This is a genomic window from Mycobacterium sp. PSTR-4-N (assembly GCF_022348085.1).
Taxonomy (GTDB): domain Bacteria; phylum Actinomycetota; class Actinomycetes; order Mycobacteriales; family Mycobacteriaceae; genus Mycobacterium.
The window spans coordinates 171,764-191,243 of record NZ_JAKRFN010000008.1; the positions used below are offsets into that span (position 1 = coordinate 171,764).

The window sequence follows — 19,480 nt, forward strand, 5'->3', positions numbered from 1 at the left end:
TCATGCTGATTCCCCGCAAGGTCAAGCACCGCAAGCAGCACCACCCGCGGCAGCGCGGCGTCGCCAGCGGCGGCACCACGGTCAGCTTCGGTGACTACGGCATCCAGGCCCTGGAGCACGCCTACATCACCAACCGGCAGATCGAGTCCGCTCGTATCGCGATCAACCGGCACATCAAGCGTGGCGGCAAGGTGTGGATCAACATCTTCCCCGACCGTCCGCTGACCAAGAAGCCCGCCGAGACCCGCATGGGTTCCGGTAAGGGTTCGCCGGAATGGTGGGTGGCCAACGTCAAGCCCGGTCGCGTGCTGTTCGAGCTGAGCTACCCCGACGAGGCGACCGCACGGGCCGCCCTGACCCGCGCCATCCACAAGCTGCCGATCAAGGCTCGCATCGTCACCAGAGAGGAGACCTTCTGATGGCAGTAGGAGTATCGACGGGAGAGCTCCGTGAGCTCACCGACGACGAACTGACCGACAAGCTTCGCGAGTCCAAGGAAGAGCTGTTCAACCTGCGCTTCCAGATGGCGACCGGCCAGCTTGCCAACAACCGCCGGCTGCGTGTCGTCCGGCAGGAGATCGCACGGGTGTACACCGTGCTGCGCGAACGTGAGTTGGGTCTGGCCGCCGGACCCGGAGGTGAGGATTCGTAATGGCAGAGACCACAAAGGGTGACAAGCACACCCCTCGGACCGAGCAGCCGCGCGGCCGTCGCAAGACCGCCATCGGCTACGTCGTGTCGGACAAGATGCAGAAGACCATCGTTGTCGAGCTCGAGTCCCGTAAGTCGCACCCGTTGTACGGCAAGATCATTCGGACCACGACGAAGGTGAAGGCGCACGACGAGAACGGCGATGCCGGTGTCGGCGACCGCGTCTCGCTGATGGAGACCCGGCCGACGTCGGCGACCAAGCGTTGGCGCCTGGTCGAGGTCCTCGAAAAGGCCAAGTAGCCACACGGCACGACCTGTCAAAACCCCCGCACGCCACCCGGCGGCGGGGGTTTTTGCCTGCTGGTCTACTTCGCTGGGTGTACTGTGCGGCGCTATGGCCACGGAATTCAACGGCAAGATCGAGCTCGACATCCGGGATTCCGAACCCGACTGGGGGCCGTACGCGGCCCCGGTCGCCCAGCCGGATGCGCCGAACGTGTTGTACCTGGTGTGGGACGACACCGGCATCGCGACGTGGGATTGTTTCGGCGGCCTGGTGAACATGCCCGCGATGAGCCGCATCGCCGAACGGGGCGTGCGCCTGTCGCAGTTCCACACCACCGCGCTGTGCAGCCCGACGCGTGCCTCGCTGTTGACCGGCCGCAACGCCACGACCGTGGGAATGGCGACCATCGAGGAATTCACCGACGGTTTCCCCAACTGTAACGGCCGGATTCCGTTCGACACCGCGCTGCTCTCCGAGGTGTTGGCGGAAAACGGTTACAACACCTACTGCGTGGGCAAGTGGCATCTCACCCCGCTCGAGGAGTCGAATCTCGCGGCGACCAAACGTCATTGGCCGCTGGGCCGGGGCTTCGAACGGTTCTACGGGTTCATGGGCGGGGAGACCGACCAGTGGTATCCCGAGCTGGTCTACGACAATCATCCGGTGCCGCCGCCGGCGACGCCGGAAGAGGGGTACCACCTGTCGAAAGACTTGGCCGACAAGACGATCGAGTTCATCAGGGACGCGAAGGTGATCGCGCCGGACAAGCCGTGGTTCACCTACCTGTGCCCGGGTGCCGGGCATGCACCGCACCACGTGTTCGCCGAATGGGCCGACCGCTATGCCGGTGCATTCGACATGGGCTACGAGCGCTACCGCGAGATCGTGCTGGAGAACCAGAAGCGGCTCGGCATCGTGCCGCCCGACACCGAACTCTCGCCGATGAATCCCTACTCTGACGTGACGGGGCCGAACGGGGAGCCGTGGCCCGCCCAGGACACGGTGCGACCGTGGGATTCGCTCAGCGAGGACGAGAAGCGGCTGTTCAGTCGCATGGCCGAGGTGTTCGCGGGCTTCCTGTCCTACACCGACGACCAGATCGGCAGGGTCCTCGACTATCTCGAGGAATCGGGTCAGCTGGACAACACGATCATCGTGGTGATCTCCGACAACGGCGCCAGCGGTGAAGGCGGGCCGAACGGATCGGTCAACGAGGTCAAGTTCTTCAACGGCTACATCGACTCGGCCGAGGAAAGCCTCAAGCACTTCGACGATCTGGGCGGGCCGCAGACCTACAACCATTACCCGATCGGCTGGGCGATGGCGTTCAACACCCCCTACAAGCTCTACAAGCGCTATGCCTCCCACGAGGGTGGCATCGCCGACACCGCGATCGTGTCCTGGCCCAAGGGGATTGCCGCGCACGGCGAGGTCAGGGACAACTACGTCAACGTCTCCGACATCACGCCCACTGTCTACGATCTGCTCGACATCACCCCGCCCGCGATCGTTCGCGGGGTGCCGCAGAAGCCCCTCGACGGCGTCAGTTTCAAAGTGGCGCTTGAGAATCCGGACGCGCCGACGGGGAAGGAAACCCAGTTCTACACCATGCTGGGCACGCGCGGTGTCTGGCATAAGGGCTGGTTCGCCAACACGGTGCACGCCGCATCGCCGGCGGGCTGGTCGCACTTCGACACCGACCGATGGGAACTGTTCCACGTCGAGGCCGACCGCAGTCAGTGCCACGATCTGGCTGCCGAGCACCCCGAGAAACTCTCGGAGATGGTCGATCTGTGGTTCGCCGAGGCGGCCAAGTACAACGGACTGCCGCTGAGCGATCTCAACATCTTCGAGACGATGTCGCGGTGGCGGCCCTACATCGCCGGGGAACGGCAGTCCTACACCTACTATCCCGGGACCGCCGACGTCGGCATCGGCGCCGTGGTGGAACTGCGCGGACGGTCGTTCGCCGTGCTGGCCGAGGTCACCGTCGACTCCGACGATGTCGACGGTGTCGTCGTCAAACACGGTGGTGCACACGGCGGTTACGTGATGTACGTGCAGGGTCACCGATTGCACTTCTGCTACAACTTCCTCGGTGAGCAGGAACAGACCCTGTCCTCGGCCGATCCGCTGGGCGTCGGCCGGCACACCCTCGGGTTCGCGTTCACGCTGACCGGCACGGCACCGGGGTCGCACACCCCGATCGGCGACGCCGCGCTGTACGTCGGCGACACCCAGGTGGCCGACTACCGCGAGATGCGGGTGCATCCGGGCACATTCGGCCTGGCCGCGGCGAGTCTGAGCGTCGGGGCCAACAACGGCTCCCCGGTGTCGCGCGCGTTCGCCGCGCCGTTCGCGTTCACCGGCGGCACCATCGCCCAGGTGCGCATCGACGTCTCCGGCGCGCCCTACAGCGATCTGGAGCGCGACTTCGCGCGCGCGTTCGCCAAGGACTGACATGGTTCGCGGGGTGCTGGTGCTGCTGTGGGCGGGCATGGTGCTGCTGCTCACGTCGTGCGCCCGCAGCAGTGACGGCACCCCGACCGCGCAGTTCGTCGAATCCAGCACGGCAGCAACGTCGTCGGAGGCCCCGGCAGTGGTGGCGCTCGACGATGTGCCGGGGGTGGTGCCCACACCGGCCTCCGCACCCGGCGAGGACTGCGCGCCGTCAGGCGTCCCGGTCGATGTGCGCATCGACGATCCGAACGCCCCCACGGTGGTGGTCGGGCTGCCCGACGGCTGGACTGCGACGCCCTCGCCGGCCGGCGCGACGATGCAGGGTCCCGGGATGTCGGGCACCGTGACCATCACGGCGACGCCGCTCGATCCCGCTGCGGCGTTCCGGCGCTACGCCGACGAGCTGACCGCCGAGAGCGAGCTGAGCACGCTGAGCCTCCTGCCGGCCGAGACCTGCGGCTTCAGCGGACAGAAGCTGATGGGGCAACTGGACGACGTCGTGTACCAGGCCCGCATCGTGCACGTGCCGGGTCATCTGATCACGGTGTACGCCGAAGCGCCGACCGGCAGACCGGACTTCGACGCGGCTGGGTCGGTGCTGACCGCGGGCCTGCAGATCGGCCTACCCTGAACCCCATGTTGACCGAGCTCGTCGCACTCGACGGTGGGCGGTTCCGGATGGGGTCGACGCAGTTCTATCCCGAAGAGGCGCCGGCACATACGGTCACCGTCGACGCGTTCGCGATCGAACGGCACCCTGTCACCAACGCACAGTTCGCCGCGTTCGTCGCCGACACCGGCTACCGCACGGTCGCCGAGCTCGCCCCCGACCCGGCGGCCTACCCCGGCGCGTCACCCGACGACCTCGTGCCCGGCGCGCTGGTGTTCCGGCCCACCGCAGGTCCGGTCGACCTGCGCGACTGGCGGCAGTGGTGGGAGTGGGTGCCCGGCGCGAACTGGCGGACGCCTCTCGGGCCGGGCAGCACCGTCGAGGCCGATCACCCCGTCGTGCAGGTCTGTTACGTCGACGCCCTGGCCTACGCCCGCTGGGCCGGTCGGCGGCTGCCGACCGAGGCGGAATGGGAATTCGCTGCCCGCGGTGGGGCGCAGACCACCTATCCGTGGGGTGACGAGCCAGCGCCCGGCGGCCGGCAGATGGCCAACATCTGGCAGGGCGATTTCCCGTACCGCCACACCGGCCATATCGGGACGACGCCGGTGGGCACCTACGCCCCCAACGGCTACGGCCTGCTCGACATGATCGGAAACGTCTGGGAATGGACCACCACCCGGTTCGCCGGGCACCACCAGCTGGCCGAACGCGTCGACTCGTGTTGCGGGCCGAGCGGACCGGATGCTTCGCCCAACCCGGCGGTGAACCAAGCGCTCAAGGGTGGTTCGCACCTGTGCGCCCCGGAGTACTGTCACCGCTACCGGCCGACCGCACGCTCCCCGCAGTCCCAGGACAGCGCGACCAGCCACATCGGTTTCCGGTGCGTGGCGGGGGCCCTCTGACCAGCGATTTGGTGCATTCGCCGAGCTCACCTAGTATGTAGGGGTTGCCTAGGGCAGACCTCGGTTATCTCTGGTTCATTCTGACGGAGAAAACCCTGCGTGCTCTTTAGGCGACGAAGACCGCGCACGTCAGGTCGGCATCTGCCGTGCACACAGTAACCAGGTCGAGGAGATCTAGTGATTCAGCAGGAATCGCGGCTCAAGGTCGCCGACAACACGGGCGCCAAGGAGATCTTGTGCATCCGCGTTCTCGGTGGCTCGTCGCGGCGCTACGCCGGCATCGGTGATGTCATCGTGGCCACCGTCAAAGACGCCATCCCCGGCGGCAACGTCAAGCGCGGCGACGTCGTCAAGGCCGTCGTCGTGCGCACCGTCAAGGAGCGCCGCCGCGCCGACGGCAGCTACATCAAGTTCGACGAGAACGCCGCCGTCATCATCAAGGCCGACAACGACCCGCGCGGCACGCGCATCTTCGGGCCCGTCGGTCGCGAACTGCGCGAGAAGCGCTTCATGAAGATCGTCTCGCTCGCCCCGGAGGTGTTGTAGATGAAGGTCCGCAAGGGCGACACCGTGCTCGTCATCTCGGGCAAGGACAAGGGTGCCAAGGGCAAGGTCCTGGTGGCCTACCCCGAACGCAATAAGGTCCTGGTCGAGGGCGTGAACCGGATCAAGAAGCACACCGCGCAGTCCGCCAACGAGCGGGGCGCCTCCTCGGGCGGCATCGTGACGCAGGAAGCCGCGATCGCGGTCTCCAACGTGATGCTGCTCGATTCCGACGGCAAGCCGACCCGCGTCGGTTACCGCATCGATGACGAGACCGGCAAGAAGGTCCGTGTCGCCAAGACCAACGGCAAGGACATCTGAGATGACAACTGCTGAAACCAAGACCCTGCCCCGCCTGAAGCAGCGCTACCGCGACGAGATCCGCGAGTCGCTGCAGAAGGAATTCGGCTACGCCAACGTCATGCAGATCCCGGGCGTGGTGAAGGTCGTCGTCAACATGGGCGTCGGTGACGCCGCCCGCGACGCCAAGCTGATCAACGGCGCGGTCAACGACCTCGCGCTGATCACCGGCCAGAAGCCCGAGATCCGCCGGGCCCGCAAGTCCATCGCCCAGTTCAAGCTGCGCGAGGGCATGCCCATCGGCGCCCGCGTCACACTGCGCGGCGACCGCATGTGGGAGTTCCTGGACCGGCTGATCTCGATCTCGCTGCCCCGTATCCGCGACTTCCGCGGCCTCAACAGCAAGCAGTTCGACGGCACCGGCAACTACACCTTCGGGCTGACCGAGCAGTCGGTGTTCCACGAGATCGACGTGGACAGCATCGACCGCCCGCGCGGCATGGACATCACCGTCGTCACCACGGCGACCAACGACGACGAAGGTCGGGCGCTGCTGCGGGCGCTGGGCTTCCCGTTCAAGGAGAACTGAGCAATGGCAAAGAAGGCTCTGGTCAACAAGGCCAACAAGAAGCCCAAGTTCAAGGTGCGGGCCTACACGCGCTGCAACCGGTGCGGCCGCCCGCACGCGGTGTTCCGCAAGTTCGGCCTGTGCCGTATCTGCCTTCGCGAGATGGCGCACGCCGGCGAACTGCCCGGCGTCCAGAAGTCCAGCTGGTAAGCCAGCCCAACCCACGAAACATGTTGCGGTAGGCCCGAATAACCGGGAACCGCCGCGAGAAAGGTGAACCGGCTGTCATGACCATGACGGATCCGATCGCAGACTTCCTGACACGTCTGCGCAACGCCAACTCGGCGTACCACGATGAAGTGACCCTTCCGCACAGCAAGATCAAGGCCAACATCGCCGAGATCCTGAAGTCCGAGGGGTACATCAGCGACTACCGCACCGAGGATGCCCGCGTGGGCAAGTCCCTCGTCGTGCAGCTCAAGTACGGGCCCAGCCGCGAGCGGAGCATCGCCGGCCTGCGCCGCGTGAGCAAGCCCGGTCTGCGGGTCTACGCCAAGTCCACCAACCTGCCCCGAGTGCTCGGCGGGCTGGGTGTGGCCATCATTTCCACGTCGTCCGGACTGCGGACCGACCGCCAGGCATCCCGCGAGGGTGTCGGCGGCGAGGTCCTCGCGTACGTGTGGTAACGGGAACGGAGGAGCAGGACTAATGTCTCGCATTGGAAAGCAGCCGGTCCCGGTTCCCGCCGGCGTCGACGTCACCATCAACGGGCGCAACGTCGAGGTCAAGGGCCCCAAGGGCACGCTGACCCTGGATGTGGCCGAGCCGATCGAGGTGTCGCGCGACGACGACGGCGCCATCGTGGTGACCCGGCCGAACGACGAGCGCCGCAACCGCTCGCTGCACGGACTGTCCCGCACGCTGATCGCCAACCTGGTGACCGGCGTGACGCAGGGCTACACCACCAAGATGGAGATCTTCGGCGTCGGTTACCGCGTGGTGGCCAAGGGCAGCGACCTCGAGTTCGCCCTGGGTTACAGCCACCCGGTGCTGATCAACGCCCCCGAGGGCGTGACCTTCGCGGTCGAGACGCCCACGAAGTTCTCGATCTCCGGCATCGACAAGCAGGCCGTCGGCCAGATCGCGGCGAACATCCGCCGCCTCCGCAAGAGCGATCCCTACAAGGGCAAGGGCATTCGCTACGAAGGCGAGCAGATCCGCCGCAAGGTCGGAAAGACAGGTAAGTAGTAGATGGCTACCAACACCAAAACCCCAGCAGCCGCCGGGCACACCCCGGTCGGCAAGAACGTTTCCCAGGTCCGCCGGACGGCACGGACTCGCCGGCATGCGCGGCTGCGCAAGAAGGTGGCGGGCACGGCCGAGCGGCCGCGTCTCGTCGTCAACCGCTCGTCGCGGCACATCCACGTGCAGCTGGTCGACGACGCCCAGGGCGTCACGCTGGCGGCGGCCTCCTCCATCGAGGCCGACGTGCGTGCGGTCGAGGGTGACAAGAAGGCCGCCGCCACGCGGGTGGGCCAGCTGATCGCCGAGCGCGCGAAGGCCGCCGGTATCGACCAGGTCGTGTTCGACCGCGGTGGCAACACCTACGGCGGTCGGATCGCGGCGCTGGCCGACGCGGCGCGCGAAGGCGGGTTGAAGTTCTGATGACGTACAACGAGAGGACTGCATGATGGCCGACCAGGCTGGCGCCGGTTCGGCGCAGGACAATCGCGGCGGCCGCGACGACCGCGGCGGGCGAGGCCGCCGGGACGATCGCGGCGGCCGGGGCGGTCGTGACGATCGCGAGAAGAGCAACTACCTGGAGCGCGTGGTCGCGATCAACCGCGTCTCCAAGGTCGTCAAGGGTGGTCGCCGGTTCAGCTTCACCGCGCTGGTGATCGTCGGTGACGGCCACGGCATGGTGGGCGTCGGCTACGGCAAGGCCAAAGAGGTCCCGGCCGCGATCGCCAAGGGCGTCGAGGAAGCTCGCAAGAACTTCTTCCGCGTCCCGCTGATCGGCGGCACCGTGACCCATCCCGTGCAGGGTGAGGCCGCGGCCGGCGTCGTGATGCTGCGCCCGGCCAGCCCCGGTACCGGTGTCATCGCCGGTGGCGCGTGCCGCGCGGTGCTGGAATGCGCCGGCGTGCACGACGTGCTGGCCAAGTCGCTGGGCAGCGACAACGCGATCAACGTGGTGCACGCGACCGTCGCCGCGCTGAAGCTGTTGCAGCGCCCCGAAGAGGTCGCGGCCCGCCGCGGCCTGCCGATCGAAGATGTGGCGCCCGCGGGCATGCTGCGGGCTCGCCGCGAGGCCGAGGCTGCGGCCGCAGGCGCCGCGCGTGAGGGAACGGCGTAAGAACATGGCAGAGCTCAAGATCACCCAGGTGCGCAGCACCATCGGTGCGCGCTGGAAGCAGCGGGAGACCCTGCGCACCCTCGGGTTGCGCAAGATCCGCCAGTCCGTGGTGCGCGAGGACAACGCGCAGACGCGCGGACTGATCAAGACCGTGCACCACCTCGTCACGGTGGAGGAGGTTTAACCCATGGCTCCGATCAAGCTTCACGACCTGAAGCCGGCTCCCGGAGAGAAGACGCCGAAGACCCGCGTGGGTCGCGGTGAAGGCTCGAAGGGCAAGACCGCGGGCCGCGGCACCAAGGGCACCGGCGCCCGCAAGAACGTCCCGGTGGGCTTCGAGGGCGGCCAGATGCCGATCCACATGCGCCTGCCCAAGCTCAAGGGCTTCCGTAACCGGTTCCGTACCGAGTACGGCGTGGTCAACGTCGGCGACATCGCCAAGGCGTTCCCCGAGGGCGGCACCATCGGTGTCGACGAGCTGGTGGCCAAGGGACTGGTCCGCAAGAACGTTCTGGTGAAGGTCCTCGGCGACGGCAAGCTGTCGGCCAAGGTCGACGTCACCGCCCACAAGTTCAGCGGTAGCGCCCGCGAGGCGATCACCGCCGCCGGCGGCAGCGCCACCGAACTGTAAGGCGATACACAGCCATTGACCCCCGCTCCGGCGGGGGTTTTTGGTTGGTGGACGGTAACGTCATGGCCGCCGGGGGCGATGGAGTCACCGACGGGGAGATCAAAGGAGCAGCTCGACAATGAAGCACCGGCGCGCAGTGGCGGCGATCATCGCCGGCGGGATCGCCCTCGGTATGGCGGCACCCGCTGCGGCGCAGACCACCGACGAGGCATTCACCGCAGCCGTGACCAAGCTGGGCATCCCGTTCGCGCCGAACACCGACCTGCCCGCGGTCGGTAAGCAGGTCTGTGAGCTGCTGACCGACAGCCTGGCCGCCAACAGCGTCAACCCGGTGCCCGCGGTGCGCGGCGTGGTCAGCACGTTGTCCAGCCGGGGGCTCGACCGCGCCCAGGCCGGCAGTCTGCTGAAGTTGTCGGTGCAGGTATATTGCCCGCAGCAGGCTCGCTTCGTCGGGCGCTGAGCGTCTCCTCCGGCGTCGGTACGCTCGGAGCCATGGTTTCTGTGCTGTCCGGTGTTCCCGGGATGGACGACGTCCGCGAATTGGTTCGTAAGGTCGACACCGCCCGGCATCAGGGGGTGCCCGACGGCGCCATCCTCGAAATCGATCTGCAGCAGGCGCCGCCGGAGACGGCCGGTTTCGACCCGATCGCGGTGGTGTCCGGCATCCTCGGCTCGAGCCGGCCCCTCCTGCTGCGCGAAACCGTCGCCGCGATCCACCGGGCTGCCGAGGATCCCCGCGTCGCCGGACTGATCGCGCGCGTTCAGATCGATGCGGCCCCACCGGGACCCGTGCAGGAACTGCGCGCCGCGATCGCGGCGTTCACCGAGCGCAAGCCGTCGCTGGCGTGGGCCGAAACCTACCCGGGCACCCTGTCGTACTACCTGGCCTCGGCGTTCGGCGAGGTGTGGATGCAGCCCTCGGGCACCGTCGGGCTGGTCGGTTTCGCCACCAGTGCACTGTTCCTGCGCGACGCGCTGGACAAGCTCGGCGTCGAGGCCCAGTTCACCGCGCGCGGCGAATACAAGTCCGCGGCAAACCTTTTCACCCAGGACGGCTACACCGAGGCCCATCGCGAGGCTGACACGGCTCTGGTCAACAGCCTGCGCGCGCAGGTGTGGGAGGCGGTGGCGGCATCGCGGGGCATCGACCTCGACGCCCTCGACGGCCTGGCCGACCGGGCGCCGCTGCTGCGCGACGACGCCGTGACGGCGAAGCTGGTGGACCGCATCGGATTCCGCGACGAGGCGTACACCCGCATCGCGGAGATGGCCGGGGCGCCGGCCGAGGACAGCGAGGCCGCGCCGCGACTGTTCCTGTCCCGCTACGCGCGCACCAACCGGCCGTCGATGCCGACCCCGCAGCTGCCGGGACGCAGCCGGCGCGGGATCGCCGTGGTGACTCTGGCCGGGCCGATCGTCAGCGGTAAGGGGCGTCCGGTCTCACCGCTGGGCGGTGCGAGCGCAGGCGGCGACACCCTCGCCGCGGCCCTGCGGCAGGCCGGTGCCGACGACGACGTCGCCGCGGTCGTGCTGCGCGTCGACAGCCCCGGCGGTTCGGTCACCGGGTCGGAGACCATCTGGCGCGAGGTGGTGCGCCTGCGGGAACAGGGCAAGCCGGTGGTGGCGTCGATGGGCGCGGTCGCCGCCTCGGGCGGCTACTACGTGTCGATGGCCGCCGACGCGATCGTCGCCAACGCCGCGACGATCACCGGCTCGATCGGCGTCGTGACCGGCAAGCTGGTGACCCGCGAGCTCAAGGACCGGATCGGCGTCGGATCGGGCACGGTCCGCACTAATGCCAACGCCGACGCGTGGTCGGCCAACGCACCGTTCACCGATGAGCAGCAGGCTCACGTGGAAGCCGAGGCCGATCTCTTCTACACCGATTTCGTCCATCGCGTCGCCGAGGGGCGCCGCATGACCTCCGAGGCGGTGGACGCGGTGGCCCGCGGCCGGGTGTGGACAGGAGCAGACGCGCTCGAGCGTGGCCTCGTCGACGAACTCGGCGGTCTGCGCACGGCGATCTCCCGGGCCAAGGCCCTGGCCGGTATCGCCGAGGACACCAAGGTGGCCATCACCCAGCTACCCGGCTCGTCCTTGCGAGACATGTTGCGGCCCAAGGCGTCGTCTCAGCCCGCGGCGGCGTCGCTGTCCGAGCTGTTCAGCGCGGTGGCCGTGCGGTCGCTGACCGAGGTGGTCGAGCAGTCTCAGCGATCGCTGACCGGTGTCAACGTGCTGTGGCTGGGGGCGTCTCGCTACTGAGTTCGGCATCGAAACCGGCACTGATGTAGATGATCTCGCCGAGCGGATCGCCGGCGTCACGATCTGCGGGTAGCGGTCTGCCGTACCGGGTGAACAGTTCGTCGCGCGCCGCCGCGGTGACGTGCCAGCCCGCCGACGTCAGGTAGTCGGGAACCGGGGTCCGTGGACCGGTGTACACCAGTGAGGGCATGTCGATGTCGAGGCCGTGTTCGCGCAGCGGCGCCGACGCCGCACGTGCCTTGTCCTCGTCGAGGTCGACGATGCCGGGCACGTATTCGGTGGTGATCGTGCTGCCCGGTGCCGACAGCGCGGTGATGCGATCGAACAGCTGGTCCTGCGCCTGCGGCGGCAGGTAGATCAGCAGGACTTCGGCCAACCACGCGGTGCGCGCCGCCGGGTCGAAGCCGTTGTCGCGCAACGTGTTCGGCCAGTCATCACGGAGGTCGACGGCGATCGCGCGCCGGTCCGCGGTGGGATCGGCGCCGAGCGCGGCAAGCGTCGAGGACTTGAACGCGATCACCTCGGGTTGGTCCAGTTCGAAGACGACAGTCCCCTCGGGCCAGGCGAGCCGGTAGGCCCGGGCGTCGAGGCCGGAGGCCAGGATCACCACCTGCCGGATGCCGGCGGCCGTCGCGGCCAGCACGCAGTCGTCGAAGAACCGGGTTCGGACGGCCATGCCGTCGATCATCGCCTCGGCACGTGCCGGGTCCAGCGCGGTCATCGCCGCCACGTCGAGCCGGCCGTCGACCATCGCGGTGAAGAAGTCGACGCCCACCGCACGGACCAGGGGAGCGGCGAACGGGTCGTCGATGAGCGCGTCGGGCACGGCGCTGGCCATCGCCCGGCCGGCGGCGACCAGCGTCGCCGTCGTCCCGACGCTGGACGCCAAGTCCCACGAATCCCGGTCTTGTCTGCCCACCGTTACGCCTCGCGTCGTGCCGTCAGGTACCCGGAATCGCCGAGCATCGTGAGCGCTCCGTCGGTGGGCGGTGTGAAGCCGTTGCGGGCATAGGCATCGGCGTTCGGCAGCACGGAGACACGCCAGCCCGCGCGGGTCAGATGGTCACCGGCCGGGGTGCGCTCACCGGCGTAGAACAGGGCGGAGAGGTCGATGTCGCTGCCCTGGCGGCGGCTCCGTTCCGTCATCTCCTTCGCCCAGTCCTCCGTCATCGCACCGGGGTCCATGTGCTCGGTGGCCAGCACGCTTCCGGGCGCGGACAGTTCGGTGATGTGGTCCAGCAACCGGTCCTGGGCATCGGGCGGCAGATAGATCAGCAGGCCCTCGGCGATCCACGCGCTCGGCTGCGACGAATCGAAACCGTTGTCCCGTAACGCCTGTGGCCAGTCGTCGCGCAGGTCGATGCTGATGGCGACCCGGCGCGCACCGGGGGTCGCCCCGGCATCGGCGAGCACGCGGGTCTTGAACTCGATGACCTGGGGTTGGTCCAGTTCGAAGACGGTGGTGCCGGCCGGCCAGGCCAGCCGGTAGGCGCGGGTGTCCAGTCCGGAGGCCAGGATCACGATCTGGCGCACACCGGCCGCTGCTGCGGTGGTCAGAGCATCGTCGAAGAAGCGGGTCCGCACGGCCATGTACTCGCGGGCCTCGCGCGTCTCGCCGTGGGCGCTGCCGTTCTCGCCGATCTCGCCCAGGGCCATCGTGGTGAAGTGGTCGATGCCGACGGCTTCGACCAGCAGCGCCGCGTATGGATCGTCGATCAGTGGATCGGGCCCACGGGAGGCGAGTGCACGCGAGGCGGCCACCGCCGTCGCGGTCACCCCGACACTCGTCGCCAGATCCCAGGTGTCCCCATCGGTGCGGCTCATGACTTCACCGCCGTCAGCGACAACGAGTTCTTCAGCATGTCGAGGGCTCCAGCGTCGAAGTGGCGCCCGTAGGCGGCGAACACCTCGGGCCGGGTTCGGGTGCTGACCGACCACCCCAGGCCGGCCAGGTAGTCGGTCGGGGGAGTGCGTTCCCCGGGATAGAACAGATCGCCGAGATCGGGGATCGCGCCATCGGGATCGTGGGCGCTCCACTGCTCGCGCAGCGCCCGGGAGCGTTCACCCAGCGACGCGCCGGCGTCGGGGTGGTACTCGGTGGCCAGTCGGCTGCCGGGCGCGGACAACTCGGTGATCGCGTCGAACAGCCGGTCCTGCGCCTCGGGCGGCAGATAGATCAGCAGTCCCTCCGCGCTCCACGCCGTCGGCGCGGCCGGGTCGAAACCGTGCGCCCGCAGCGCGGCGGGCCAGTCGTCACGCAGGTCGACGGCCACCGCGCGCCGGTCCGCGGACGGACGGGCGCCGATCGCGTCGAGCGTGGCGTCCTTGAACGCGAGCACCTGCGCCTGATCGATCTCGAACACCACGGTGCCGTCGGCCCAGTCCAGGCGGTAGGCGCGCGCGTCGAGGCCGGACGCCAAGATCACCGCCTGCCGGATGCCCGCGGCGGCCGCGTCGGTGAAGAAGTCGTCGAAGAACCGGGTCCGCACCGCCATCACGTCGGTCATGACCCGAGCGGCGCCGGAAGCGTCCGCCACGTCCAACGAGACCTCTCCATCGACGACCTTGGTGAAGAAGTCGATGCCCACCGCCCGCACGAGCGGGGCGGCGAACGGGTCGTCGATCAGCGGATCGGGTTCCCGGCTGGCCACCGCCCGGGCGGCCGCGACCATCGTCGCGGTGGCGCCGACGCTCGACGCGAGGTCCCATCGGTCACCGTCGATGCGCGCCACGGTCGGCTACTTCTCGGCGCTGACGTAGGAGACGTCGGCGAAACCCTGGTCCGCGTCGATCGGGGTCAAGCCATAGCGGCGGAGTAGGTCGTTGGCCGGCGTGGCCTGCGCGGTCCAGCCGCGCCCGGTCAGGTACTCGGCGACATCGGCGCGCTCCCCGAAGAACACCAGATCGGAGAACTCCAGGTCGAAGCCGTGTTCACGCCATTGATCGGTGGAGGCCTGCATGCGCTCGCGCATCTCCTCCTGATCGGCCTGCTGCTGCGTCGGCACGGCCTCGACGGCCACCCGGCTGCCCGGTGCGCTCAGCTCGCTGATCTGATCCAGCAGCCGGTCCTGCGCCTCCGGCGGCAGGTAGCCCATCAGCCCCTCGGCGATCCACGCCGTCGGCCGGTTCGCGTCGAAGCCGGCCTCGGCCAGCGCCCGCGGCCAGTCCTGCCGCAGATCGATCGCGACGGTCCTCAGGTCGGCGGTCGGCTCCGCGCCCAGACCGGCCAGTGTCTGCCGCTTGAACGCGATCACGTCCGGCTGGTCGATCTCGAAGACCGCCATGTCGGCCGGCCAGTCCAGGCGGTATCCGCGCGCGTCGAGGCCCGAGGCCAGGATGACGGCCTGGCGGACTCCGCCGGCCGCGGCGTCGGCGAAGAAGTCGTCGAAGAACTTGGTCCGGCCGGCCATCATGTCGGCGAAGTTGGTGACGCCGACGGGGTTCTGACCGTCTTCGTTGACGTCGAGATCCTCGGCGCTCAGCTCACCGGTTGCGAGTTTGGTGAAGAAGTCGACGCCGACGGCCCGCACCAGGGGCTCGGCGAACGGATCGTTGATGACGCGCTTCTCGGCGCGGCTGGCCACAGCCCGCGCGGCGGCGACCATCGTCGCGGTCGCTCCCACGCTGGATGCCAGATCCCAGGTGTCGTTGTCGGTGCGTGCCATGACGACCTCCTCGTTCAGTGGGGGAATTAGATAGCTCGATTAACGAAGTTCTCTCGGAACTGTATTCCCCCAAACTGAGAGAATCCGCCGAGTCCACGAGCGTCCGTCAGATTCGGGGCAACGAAGATGCAACTGTTAGTCTCGTAGACTGTTCCAACGCGTGACCTGCGCAGGCCGTTCGTCTGCCCGGGACCGTCGCGCACAAGACTTAACCGACGCTGGTCACGCCAGCCACATGAGCACGCCGCGAACGACAGCTGGCCGTGCAGGAGGAAAGAGTGCTCTCGGCTTTCATCTCATCACTGCGGACAGCTGATCTGAGGCGAAAGATCCTGTTCACCCTCGGCGTCGTGATCCTCTACCGGGTGGGTGCCACAGTCCCGTCTCCCGGGGTGAACTACCCGAACGTGCAGCAGTGCATCGCGCAGGTCAGCGGTGGCGACTCCGCACAGATCTACTCGCTGATCAACCTATTCTCCGGCGGCGCGCTGCTGCAGCTGTCGGTGTTCGCCGTCGGCGTCATGCCGTACATCACGGCGAGCATCATCGTGCAGCTGCTCGGCGTCGTGATCCCGCGCTTCGAACAGCTGCGGAAAGAAGGACAGGCCGGCCAGGCCAAACTCACGCAGTACACCCGCTACCTCGCGATTGCGCTGGCGATCCTGCAGTCCACCTCGATCGTCGCGCTGGCGGCCAACGGCGGCCTGCTGCAGGGCTGCACGCTCGACATCATCGAGGGCCAGAGCGAGGGCATGAACCTGTTCCGCCTGATCATCATCGTGCTGGTGATGACGGCCGGTTCGGCGCTGGTCATGTGGATGGGTGAGCTGGTCACCGAGCGCGGCGTCGGCAACGGCATGTCGCTGCTGATCTTCGCCGGTATCGCCGCCCGCATCCCCAGCGAGGGCAAGACCATCCTCGACAGCCGCGGTGGCATGGTGTTCACGCTGGTCTGCGTGGCCGCGCTGATCATCATCGTCGGCGTCGTGTTCGTCGAGCAGGGCCAGCGCCGTATCCCGGTGCAGTACGCCAAGCGCATGGTCGGGCGCAAGATGTACGGCGGCACGTCGACGTACCTTCCGTTGAAGGTGAACCAGGCCGGCGTCATCCCGGTGATCTTCGCGTCGTCGCTGATCTACATCCCGCACCTGATCACGCAGCTGATCCAGAGCGCCAGTGACAACCCGAGCAACGGCTGGTGGCAGACGTTCGTCGCCGACTACCTGACGAACCCGGCCGACCCGGTCTACATCGCGCTGTATTTCGGCCTGATCGTGTTCTTCACCTACTTCTACGTCTCGGTCACGTTCAACCCCGACGAACGTGCCGACGAGATGAAGAAGTACGGCGGCTTCATCCCGGGCATCCGGCCGGGCAAGCCGACCGCGGACTACCTGCGGTTCGTGCTCTCGCGCATCACACTGCCCGGCTCGATCTACCTGGGTGTCATCGCCGTGCTGCCGAACCTGTTCCTGGAGATCGGCAACACCGGGTCGGTGCAGAACCTGCCGTTCGGCGGTACCGCCGTGCTGATCGCGATCGGCGTTGCCCTGGACACCATCAAGCAAATCGAAAGCCAGCTCATGCAGCGCAACTACGAAGGGTTCCTGAAGTGAGAATCGTGTTGTTGGGCCCGCCCGGCGCGGGCAAGGGAACCCAGGCCCAGAAGCTGGCCGACAAGCTCGGCGTCCCGCACGTCTCCACCGGCGACCTGTTCCGGTACAACATCAGCAACAACACCGAGCTCGGTGTGGAGGCCAAGAAGTACCTCGACGCCGGCGACCTGGTCCCGGCTTCGCTGACCAACGCGCTGGTCGACGACCGGCTCGACGACGAGGACGCTGCGGCCGGCTTCATCCTCGACGGCTATCCGCGCTCGGTGGAGCAGGCCGAGGCACTCGATGAGATGCTCGCCAAGCGCAATCTCTCCCTGGACGCCGTCCTGGAGTTCAAGGTGCCCGAAGAGGAGCTGGTGTCGCGCCTGCAGGGCCGCGGCCGCGCCGACGACACCGAGGACGTCATCCGGAACCGCTTCAAGGTGTACCGGGACGAGACCGCCCCGCTGCTCGATCACTACCGCGACTCCCTGACCACCGTCGACGCCGTCGGCGATCTCGACGAGGTGTTCGCCCGCGCGCTGAAGGCGCTCGGCCGCTAGACATGGTGTCGCTACCCGGACTGCGCAGCCGCAAAGTCGTTCCCCAGCGGACCGCCGGGGAACTCGACGCGATGGCCGCCGCCGGTGCGCTGGTGGCCGCCGCGCTGCGTGCGGTCCGGGAGGCGGCCGCCCCCGGGGTGTCCACCCTCGACCTGGACCGGGTCGCCGAGGCGGTGATCCGCGACGGCGGCGGGGTGCCGTCCTTCCTGGGCTACCACGGTTTCCCGGCCACGATCTGCTCGTCGGTCAACGACCGCGTCGTGCACGGCATCCCCTCGGCGGCCGAGACGCTGGCCGCCGGCGACCTGGTGTCGATCGACTGCGGCGCGATCCTCGACGGCTGGCACGGCGACTCGGCGTTCACGTTCGGCGTCGGTGACCTGATCGAGGCCGACGCCAACCTCTCGGCTGCCACCCGCGAGTCGATGGAGGCCGGGATCGCGGCGATGATCCCCGGAAACCGGCTCACCGATGTCAGCCATGCCATCGAGTCCGGCACCCGCGCCGCCGAGAAGCGCTACGACCGCGCTTTCGGCATCGTCGCCGGCTACGGCGGGCACGGGATCGGCCGCGAGATGCACATGGACCCGTTCCTGCCCAACGAGGGTTCCCCCGGCCGCGGGCCGCACCTGGTGGCGGGCTCCGTGCTCGCGATCGAACCGATGCTGACGCTGGGGACGGCCAAGACGCGCATCCTCGACGACGACTGGACTGTGGTCACCACGGACGGCTCGCGGGCCGCACACTGGGAGCACACCGTTGCGGTCACCGACGACGGGCCGAGAATTCTCACCCGGTAGATTTCCTGGGTTGGTGAACCGGAACGCCGCCGCCACCGTGTCCTACACGGAGGTTGGGAATGGACGATCCGGAGGCCGCCATGATGCGCGTGCTCTACGACGAACACGGCGCCGCGCTGTGGCGCTACGCATTGCGATTGACCGGTGACCGGGCGCGTGCCGAGGACGTGGTCCAGGAGACGCTGCTGAAGGCGTGGCGACACCCTGCGGTCACCGCCGATGCGGACCGGTCCGCGCGGGCGTGGTTGTTCACGGTGGCCCGCAACATGATCATCGACGAGCGGCGCAGCGCCCGGTTTCGCAACGAGGCCGCCGAACCGGTGCCTGACGACGTCGCAGACCGCGCATCGTCCGACGAGGTCGACAGCGCGCTGAACCGAATTCTGCTCAGCACCGCGCTGGCCCAGCTGACCGAGGAACACCGCGCCGTCGTGCGCCGCGCCTACTACCAGGGCTGGACGACCGCGCAGATCGCCGCCGACCTCGGCATCGCGGAGGGAACCGTGAAATCGCGGCTGCACTACGCCATGCGGGCCCTGAGGTTGGGACTCCAGGAGATGGGAGTGACCCGATGATCGACCACGACGACCGCTACCTGACCTGGGACGCCGCCTACGTGTTGGGATCGCTGAGCAGCGACGAGCGCCTCGAGTACGAGACCCACCTCGCCCGCTGCGCCGAATGCCGCGACGCCGTTGCCGAACTGTCCGGCATGCCGGGATTGTTGGGCCTGCTCGACCTCGACGACGTGACCGCTCTCGAGGACGAGCAGCCCGACCCGCCGCTGCGCCCCGAGGTGCTCGACAACGTGCTGGCCAAGGTGCGCTGGCGTCGGCGTCGCAGCCGCTGGGTCACCTCGGCGGTCGTCGGGTTGGCCGCCGCCGTGCTGGCCGTGGGCATTCTGCTGGTGGCTCGGCCCGCAATCATGGGATTCCAAGACCGCACCACCACCCAGAACACCGCACAGATGGTCGACATGGTGAAGATGGCGCCCACGCCGATCAACGCCAGCATCGCGCTGACCGACTTCGGCTGGGGCACCCGCATCGACATGTCGTGCTCCTACGGCACGTGGGGCGACAACGCTGCCGCGCCGCCCAAGGATCTGGGCATGGTCGTCATCGCCCGCGACGGCACCCGCTCGCAGATCGCGACGTGGCTCGGGATTCCCGGGGCGACCGCGCTGCCCAGCGGAATGACCCCGATGCAGCAGGGCGACATCGCCGCGGTGCAGATGGTCTCGGTCGACGACGGAAAGGTGCTGCTGGAGAAGCAGCTGTGATGC

27 protein-coding genes are annotated in these 19,480 nt (G+C 68.1%); 23 read left to right on the plus strand and 4 right to left on the minus strand.

Annotation, left to right across the window (positions count from 1 at the left end):
- Positions 1 to 2: 2 nt before the first annotated feature.
- The 18 genes from rplP to sppA all read left to right on the plus strand — a co-directional run bounded on the left by rplP (position 3) and on the right by sppA (position 11,572).
- A complete protein-coding gene (gene rplP / locus MHN84_RS13980) occupies positions 3 to 419 on the plus strand; it encodes a 50S ribosomal protein L16 (RefSeq protein ID WP_221358061.1) in 417 nt (138 codons plus the stop codon).
- Positions 419 to 652: a 50S ribosomal protein L29 gene (gene rpmC, locus MHN84_RS13985; RefSeq protein ID WP_046362683.1), complete on the plus strand. Its 234-nt coding sequence runs from the start codon at positions 419 to 421 to the stop codon at positions 650 to 652. The genes rplP and rpmC overlap by 1 nt, the downstream gene beginning before the upstream one ends.
- The gene (rpsQ, locus tag MHN84_RS13990) at positions 652 to 951 is read left to right on the plus strand and encodes a 30S ribosomal protein S17 (RefSeq protein WP_241205130.1); all 300 of its coding nucleotides are present in this window, start codon (positions 652 to 654) and stop codon (positions 949 to 951) included. The genes rpmC and rpsQ overlap by 1 nt, the downstream gene beginning before the upstream one ends.
- Positions 952 to 1,045: 94 nt before the next feature.
- The gene (locus MHN84_RS13995) at positions 1,046 to 3,397 is read left to right on the plus strand and encodes an arylsulfatase (protein WP_241205131.1); all 2,352 of its coding nucleotides are present in this window, start codon (positions 1,046 to 1,048) and stop codon (positions 3,395 to 3,397) included.
- Position 3,398: 1 nt separating this feature from the next.
- On the plus strand, positions 3,399 to 4,028 hold the full coding sequence (locus MHN84_RS14000) for a hypothetical protein (RefSeq protein WP_241205132.1): 630 nt from the start codon (positions 3,399 to 3,401) through the stop codon (positions 4,026 to 4,028).
- Positions 4,029 to 4,033: 5 nt separating this feature from the next.
- Positions 4,034 to 4,912 carry a formylglycine-generating enzyme family protein gene (locus tag MHN84_RS14005; protein ID WP_241205133.1) on the plus strand — a complete coding sequence of 293 codons (879 nt, stop codon included), beginning with the start codon at positions 4,034 to 4,036 and terminating at the stop codon, positions 4,910 to 4,912.
- A gap of 177 nt (positions 4,913 to 5,089) precedes the next feature.
- Positions 5,090 to 5,458 (plus strand): 50S ribosomal protein L14, encoded by a 369-nt coding sequence (gene rplN / locus MHN84_RS14010; protein ID WP_003883432.1) that lies wholly within the window; start codon positions 5,090 to 5,092, stop codon positions 5,456 to 5,458.
- Entirely contained in the window at positions 5,459 to 5,776 is a 318-nt protein-coding gene (gene rplX / locus MHN84_RS14015) for a 50S ribosomal protein L24 (protein WP_241205134.1), read from the plus strand.
- A gap of 1 nt (position 5,777) precedes the next feature.
- Positions 5,778 to 6,344, plus strand: coding sequence for a 50S ribosomal protein L5 (gene rplE / locus MHN84_RS14020; protein ID WP_241205135.1), 567 nt, complete (start codon positions 5,778 to 5,780; stop codon positions 6,342 to 6,344).
- Positions 6,345 to 6,347: 3 nt separating this feature from the next.
- Complete coding sequence (locus tag MHN84_RS14025; protein WP_241205136.1) at positions 6,348 to 6,533, plus strand: type Z 30S ribosomal protein S14; 186 nt, start codon at positions 6,348 to 6,350, stop codon at positions 6,531 to 6,533.
- 77 nt (positions 6,534 to 6,610) lie between these two features.
- Positions 6,611 to 7,009, plus strand: coding sequence for a 30S ribosomal protein S8 (rpsH, locus tag MHN84_RS14030; protein WP_011895861.1), 399 nt, complete (start codon positions 6,611 to 6,613; stop codon positions 7,007 to 7,009).
- A 22-nt stretch (positions 7,010 to 7,031) separates the two neighbouring features.
- Positions 7,032 to 7,571 carry a 50S ribosomal protein L6 gene (rplF, locus tag MHN84_RS14035; protein ID WP_241205137.1) on the plus strand — a complete coding sequence of 180 codons (540 nt, stop codon included), beginning with the start codon at positions 7,032 to 7,034 and terminating at the stop codon, positions 7,569 to 7,571.
- Positions 7,572 to 7,574: 3 nt separating this feature from the next.
- A complete protein-coding gene (gene rplR, locus MHN84_RS14040; protein WP_241205138.1) occupies positions 7,575 to 7,988 on the plus strand; it encodes a 50S ribosomal protein L18 in 414 nt (137 codons plus the stop codon).
- A gap of 25 nt (positions 7,989 to 8,013) precedes the next feature.
- On the plus strand, positions 8,014 to 8,679 hold the full coding sequence (gene rpsE / locus MHN84_RS14045) for a 30S ribosomal protein S5 (protein WP_241205139.1): 666 nt from the start codon (positions 8,014 to 8,016) through the stop codon (positions 8,677 to 8,679).
- Positions 8,680 to 8,683: 4 nt separating this feature from the next.
- Complete coding sequence (gene rpmD, locus MHN84_RS14050; RefSeq protein WP_043405808.1) at positions 8,684 to 8,863, plus strand: 50S ribosomal protein L30; 180 nt, start codon at positions 8,684 to 8,686, stop codon at positions 8,861 to 8,863.
- 3 nt (positions 8,864 to 8,866) lie between these two features.
- Positions 8,867 to 9,310, plus strand: coding sequence for a 50S ribosomal protein L15 (gene rplO, locus MHN84_RS14055; protein ID WP_241205140.1), 444 nt, complete (start codon positions 8,867 to 8,869; stop codon positions 9,308 to 9,310).
- Positions 9,311 to 9,428: 118 nt separating this feature from the next.
- Positions 9,429 to 9,770: a DUF732 domain-containing protein gene (locus MHN84_RS14060; RefSeq protein WP_241205141.1), complete on the plus strand. Its 342-nt coding sequence runs from the start codon at positions 9,429 to 9,431 to the stop codon at positions 9,768 to 9,770.
- A gap of 32 nt (positions 9,771 to 9,802) precedes the next feature.
- Positions 9,803 to 11,572: a signal peptide peptidase SppA gene (gene sppA / locus MHN84_RS14065; RefSeq protein WP_241205142.1), complete on the plus strand. Its 1,770-nt coding sequence runs from the start codon at positions 9,803 to 9,805 to the stop codon at positions 11,570 to 11,572.
- On the opposite strand, the gene MHN84_RS14070 is transcribed toward sppA, so the two are convergent.
- The 4 genes from MHN84_RS14070 to MHN84_RS14085 are packed head-to-tail and all read right to left on the minus strand — an operon-like array spanning position 11,538 to position 15,237.
- Positions 11,538 to 12,491, minus strand: coding sequence for a class I SAM-dependent methyltransferase (locus MHN84_RS14070; protein ID WP_241205143.1), 954 nt, complete (start codon positions 12,489 to 12,491; stop codon positions 11,538 to 11,540). The genes sppA and MHN84_RS14070 overlap by 35 nt on opposite strands.
- A 2-nt stretch (positions 12,492 to 12,493) precedes the next feature.
- A complete protein-coding gene (locus MHN84_RS14075; RefSeq protein WP_241205144.1) occupies positions 12,494 to 13,396 on the minus strand; it encodes a class I SAM-dependent methyltransferase in 903 nt (300 codons plus the stop codon).
- A complete protein-coding gene (locus tag MHN84_RS14080; protein WP_241205145.1) occupies positions 13,393 to 14,304 on the minus strand; it encodes a class I SAM-dependent methyltransferase in 912 nt (303 codons plus the stop codon). Before MHN84_RS14080 ends, MHN84_RS14075 begins: the two co-directional genes overlap by 4 nt.
- A 6-nt stretch (positions 14,305 to 14,310) precedes the next feature.
- Complete coding sequence (locus tag MHN84_RS14085; protein ID WP_241205146.1) at positions 14,311 to 15,237, minus strand: SAM-dependent methyltransferase; 927 nt, start codon at positions 15,235 to 15,237, stop codon at positions 14,311 to 14,313.
- A gap of 278 nt (positions 15,238 to 15,515) precedes the next feature.
- Between MHN84_RS14085 and secY the strand changes: the two genes are divergently transcribed.
- From secY to MHN84_RS14110, 5 genes are read left to right on the plus strand one after another with little or no spacing between them, the layout of a single operon-like run.
- Complete coding sequence (gene secY / locus MHN84_RS14090) at positions 15,516 to 16,853, plus strand: preprotein translocase subunit SecY (protein WP_221358021.1); 1,338 nt, start codon at positions 15,516 to 15,518, stop codon at positions 16,851 to 16,853.
- Complete coding sequence (locus MHN84_RS14095) at positions 16,850 to 17,395, plus strand: adenylate kinase (protein WP_241205147.1); 546 nt, start codon at positions 16,850 to 16,852, stop codon at positions 17,393 to 17,395. The genes secY and MHN84_RS14095 overlap by 4 nt, the downstream gene beginning before the upstream one ends.
- Before the next feature lie 2 nt (positions 17,396 to 17,397).
- Complete coding sequence (gene map, locus MHN84_RS14100; protein ID WP_241205148.1) at positions 17,398 to 18,195, plus strand: type I methionyl aminopeptidase; 798 nt, start codon at positions 17,398 to 17,400, stop codon at positions 18,193 to 18,195.
- Between the two features lie 59 nt (positions 18,196 to 18,254).
- Complete coding sequence (locus MHN84_RS14105; RefSeq protein ID WP_241205149.1) at positions 18,255 to 18,770, plus strand: sigma-70 family RNA polymerase sigma factor; 516 nt, start codon at positions 18,255 to 18,257, stop codon at positions 18,768 to 18,770.
- On the plus strand, positions 18,767 to 19,477 hold the full coding sequence (locus tag MHN84_RS14110) for a zf-HC2 domain-containing protein (protein WP_241205150.1): 711 nt from the start codon (positions 18,767 to 18,769) through the stop codon (positions 19,475 to 19,477). Before MHN84_RS14105 ends, MHN84_RS14110 begins: the two co-directional genes overlap by 4 nt.
- Positions 19,478 to 19,480 lie beyond the last annotated feature (3 nt).

Excerpts from the sequence above, each read along its gene's own strand:
- rplP (WP_221358061.1), top strand. The coding sequence starts at position 3 with ATGCTGATTCCCCGCAAGGTCAAGCACCGCAAGCAGCACCACCCGCGG.
- rpmC (WP_046362683.1), top strand. The coding sequence starts at position 419 with ATGGCAGTAGGAGTATCGACGGGAGAGCTCCGTGAGCTCACCGACGAC.
- rpsQ (WP_241205130.1), top strand. The coding sequence starts at position 652 with ATGGCAGAGACCACAAAGGGTGACAAGCACACCCCTCGGACCGAGCAG.
- MHN84_RS13995 (WP_241205131.1), top strand. The coding sequence starts at position 1,046 with ATGGCCACGGAATTCAACGGCAAGATCGAGCTCGACATCCGGGATTCC.
- MHN84_RS14000 (WP_241205132.1), top strand. The coding sequence starts at position 3,399 with ATGGTTCGCGGGGTGCTGGTGCTGCTGTGGGCGGGCATGGTGCTGCTG.
- MHN84_RS14005 (WP_241205133.1), top strand. The coding sequence starts at position 4,034 with ATGTTGACCGAGCTCGTCGCACTCGACGGTGGGCGGTTCCGGATGGGG.
- rplX (WP_241205134.1), top strand. The coding sequence starts at position 5,459 with ATGAAGGTCCGCAAGGGCGACACCGTGCTCGTCATCTCGGGCAAGGAC.
- rplE (WP_241205135.1), top strand. The coding sequence starts at position 5,778 with ATGACAACTGCTGAAACCAAGACCCTGCCCCGCCTGAAGCAGCGCTAC.
- MHN84_RS14025 (WP_241205136.1), top strand. The coding sequence starts at position 6,348 with ATGGCAAAGAAGGCTCTGGTCAACAAGGCCAACAAGAAGCCCAAGTTC.
- rpsH (WP_011895861.1), top strand. The coding sequence starts at position 6,611 with ATGACCATGACGGATCCGATCGCAGACTTCCTGACACGTCTGCGCAAC.
- rplF (WP_241205137.1), top strand. The coding sequence starts at position 7,032 with ATGTCTCGCATTGGAAAGCAGCCGGTCCCGGTTCCCGCCGGCGTCGAC.
- rplR (WP_241205138.1), top strand. The coding sequence starts at position 7,575 with ATGGCTACCAACACCAAAACCCCAGCAGCCGCCGGGCACACCCCGGTC.
- rpsE (WP_241205139.1), top strand. The coding sequence starts at position 8,014 with ATGGCCGACCAGGCTGGCGCCGGTTCGGCGCAGGACAATCGCGGCGGC.
- rpmD (WP_043405808.1), top strand. The coding sequence starts at position 8,684 with ATGGCAGAGCTCAAGATCACCCAGGTGCGCAGCACCATCGGTGCGCGC.
- rplO (WP_241205140.1), top strand. The coding sequence starts at position 8,867 with ATGGCTCCGATCAAGCTTCACGACCTGAAGCCGGCTCCCGGAGAGAAG.
- MHN84_RS14060 (WP_241205141.1), top strand. The coding sequence starts at position 9,429 with ATGAAGCACCGGCGCGCAGTGGCGGCGATCATCGCCGGCGGGATCGCC.
- sppA (WP_241205142.1), top strand. The coding sequence starts at position 9,803 with ATGGTTTCTGTGCTGTCCGGTGTTCCCGGGATGGACGACGTCCGCGAA.
- MHN84_RS14075 (WP_241205144.1), bottom strand. The coding sequence starts at position 13,396 with ATGAGCCGCACCGATGGGGACACCTGGGATCTGGCGACGAGTGTCGGG.
- MHN84_RS14085 (WP_241205146.1), bottom strand. The coding sequence starts at position 15,237 with ATGGCACGCACCGACAACGACACCTGGGATCTGGCATCCAGCGTGGGA.
- map (WP_241205148.1), top strand. The coding sequence starts at position 17,398 with ATGGTGTCGCTACCCGGACTGCGCAGCCGCAAAGTCGTTCCCCAGCGG.
- MHN84_RS14105 (WP_241205149.1), top strand. The coding sequence starts at position 18,255 with ATGGACGATCCGGAGGCCGCCATGATGCGCGTGCTCTACGACGAACAC.
- MHN84_RS14110 (WP_241205150.1), top strand. The coding sequence starts at position 18,767 with ATGATCGACCACGACGACCGCTACCTGACCTGGGACGCCGCCTACGTG.